Below are 2,826 nucleotides of genomic sequence, written 5' to 3' on the forward strand. Positions count from 1 at the left end.
TGTATTAAAGACTTCAGGTCGGCCATATTTTTCAATAGCTTCATTTAATGTTTCTATGCAAAATGTAACCTCCATACTAATCGATACTCTATGCGCAAGTACCTTGCGGCTATGCCAATCAATCACAGCACATAAATAAACAAAGCCTTTTGCCATAGGGATATACGTTATATCCGTAGACCACACTTGATTACTGCGCTGAATAGCCAATCCTTTGAGCAGATATGGATATTTACGGTGAGCTTGATTGGCCTGACTTAGATTTGGTTTACGATATAACGCATTAATGCCCATTTTCTTCATTAAAGTACGTGTATGACGTCGTCCTATATGATGTCCTTGACGATTCAATAAATCACGCATCATACGGCTACCTGCAAAAGGGTATTGCATATGTAACTCATCCATACAGCGCATCAGCTTCAGATCTGATTCACTCACAGGTTTTGGGCGATAGTAATAACAACCACGGGAGACTTTCAGCAGCTTAGCTTGCTTAGATACTGAAATCTGAAGTGAGTCGTCGATTAACTTTTGTGGTTGAAGCGGCCCAGTTTCTTCAACACACCTTCTAAAAAATCAATTTCTAATGCCTGCTCACCGATTTTTGCATGTAACTTTTTAAGATCAATGGGGGGTTCTGATGGAGCTTTTGATTGATCGAAAGCTTGCGAGGAAGCTGAGATCAATTGATTTTTCCAGTCAATAATTTGGTTTTGATGAACATCAAATTCAGCACTCAATTCAGCAAGTGTTTTTTCTGCTTTAATCGCAGCAAGTGCTACCTTAGCTTTAAAGTCATTTGAATGATTTCTTCTTGGTCTACGTGTCATAAAATACTCCATATATTGATGTTTATAACATCATTTGGGGAGCAAAATATCACTTATAAGTGTTGTTCAAATTTCCTGATCCACCTCTGTGGCTCAACCTGCGAAAAGAAACGAGTTGCTACGTAAGTCCGAGAACATGCTTTCCATGGTCTCTGAGCTCGCCTTTGGGACCGACATATCGGTAGAGAGTGACGCGCTCGATGCCGAGTTCCTTGCAGAGATCGGAAACTGAAGTATCGCGCTGGGCCATGGCGGCTTGCGCGAGACGCACCTGAGCTTTGGTGAGCGCGAATTTTCGTCCGCCCTTGCGACCGCGCGCTCTCGCGGAGGCGAGACCCGCCATGGTGCGCTCTCGGATCAGATCCCGCTCGAACTCGGCCAAGGTGGCGAAGATTCCGAACACCATGCGACCGGACGCAGTCGTGGTGTCGATCTGAGCGCCCTTTCCAGTCAGAACCCGCAGGCCGATCTTGCGGTCTGACAGCTCCTTCACCGTGTTGACCAGATGGGCAAGCGATCGTCCGAGGCGATCGAGCTTCCAGACCACCAGCACATCGCCGTCACGCAATGACTTGAGGCAGGCAGTCAAGCCAGGGCGATCATCACGACCGCCGGAAGCAAGATCATCATAGATATTGTCCCGTTCGACACCTGCGGCGCGCAAGGCGTCGTGCTGCAGGTCGAGAGACTGCGAGCCATCGGCTTTGGAGACGCGGGCATATCCGATCAGCATGTATCACAAACGTTGGTTTGAGGCGGCGCTTCGGCCACGATTGCATTGACCTCTGGAAATGTATCTCAACCAGCTTCATAAACAAAGCGTCTTGAACGCTATCAGATTTTGAAAAAGGAACATGTATGCCGCGTCGCGTCACTCTAACCGATCGGCAGAAAGACGCGCTGTTGCGCTTGCCGACTTCACAGACGGATTTGCTCAAGCACTATACGCTGAGTGATGAAGACTTTGGGCATATCAGGCTGCGTCGGCGCGCTCACAACAGGTTCGGCTTCGCCCTGCAATTGTGTGTCCTGCGCTATCCCGGCCGGGTGCTGGCTCCAGGCGAACTGATCCCTGCAGAGGTCATCGAATTTATCGGAGCGCAGCTTGGCCTGGGTGCCGACGATCTCGTAGACTATGCTGCCCGCGAGGAAACACGGCACGAGCATCTTGCCGAGTTACGGGGGCTCTACGGCTTCCGCACCTTCTCCGGACGTGGTGCGAGCGAGCTGAAGGAATGGTTGTTCCGAGAAGCCGAGATGGCGGTGTCGAACGAGGATATCGCCCGTCGCTTCGTAGCCGAGTGCCGACGCACCCGCACTGTCCTTCCCGCGACATCCACGATCGAGCGGCTTTGTGCCGCGGCTCTCGTCGATGCCGAGCGACGCATCGAGACGAGGATCGCCAGTCGGCTGCCTATGTCGATCCGAGAACAGTTGCTGGCATTGCTCGAGGAGACGGCTGATGATCGGGTGACCCGTTTTGTGTGGCTGCGCCAGTTCGAGCCTGGCTCGAACTCTTCGTCGGCCAACCGGCTGCTCGACCGGCTCGAATATCTGCAACGCGTCGATCTCCCCGAGGATCTGCTTGCCGGCGTTCCTGCCCATCGGGTGACTCGTCTGCGCAGGCAGGGTGAACGGTATTATGCCGACGGCATGCGCGATCTCCCGGAGGACAGGCGGCTTGCGATCTTGGCTGTTTGCGTCTCGGAATGGCAGGCGATGTTGGCCGACGCAGTGGTCGAAACCCACGACCGGATCGTCGGCCGTCTCTACCGTGCTTCGGAGCGTATTTGCCATGCAAAGGTCGCAGACGAAGCGGGGGTGGTGCGTGACACCCTGAAATCCTTCGCCGAGATCGGGGGCGCCCTGGTCGATGCACAGGATGATGGCCAGCCGCTGGGCGATGTCATCGCGAGGGCACTGTTGCAAAGTTAGCGATGAGGCAGCCTTTTGTCTTATTCAAAGGCCTTACGTTTCAAAAACTCTGCTTACC

At 52.6% G+C, this 2,826-nt stretch carries 1 protein-coding gene and 2 pseudogenes; 1 reads left to right on the forward strand and 2 read right to left on the reverse strand.

All coding sequences use genetic code 11. From position 1 onward, the window contains the following. Both HHA41_RS12805 and HHA41_RS12810 read right to left on the reverse strand, forming a co-directional pair. Window positions 1–845: pseudogene (locus HHA41_RS12805) on the reverse strand (IS3 family transposase); the annotation flags it as partial. Window positions 846–951: 106 nt separating this feature from the next. After that, window positions 952–1,566: a recombinase family protein gene (locus HHA41_RS12810; protein ID WP_000904906.1), complete on the reverse strand. Its 615-nt coding sequence runs from the start codon at window positions 1,564–1,566 to the stop codon at window positions 952–954. Window positions 1,567–1,691: 125 nt separating this feature from the next. Between HHA41_RS12810 and HHA41_RS12815 the strand changes: the two are divergent. After that, window positions 1,692–2,720 (forward strand): annotated as a pseudogene (locus tag HHA41_RS12815) (DUF4158 domain-containing protein); the annotation flags it as partial. Window positions 2,721–2,826 lie beyond the last annotated feature (106 nt).

This window comes from Acinetobacter sp. A1 (assembly GCF_012371315.1).
Taxonomy (GTDB): Bacteria; Pseudomonadota; Gammaproteobacteria; order Pseudomonadales; family Moraxellaceae; genus Acinetobacter.

Bases quoted from the DNA above. Each gene is read 5' to 3' on its own strand.
- HHA41_RS12810 (WP_000904906.1), bottom strand. From the start codon at position 1,566: ATGCTGATCGGATATGCCCGCGTCTCCAAAGCCGATGGCTCGCAGTCT.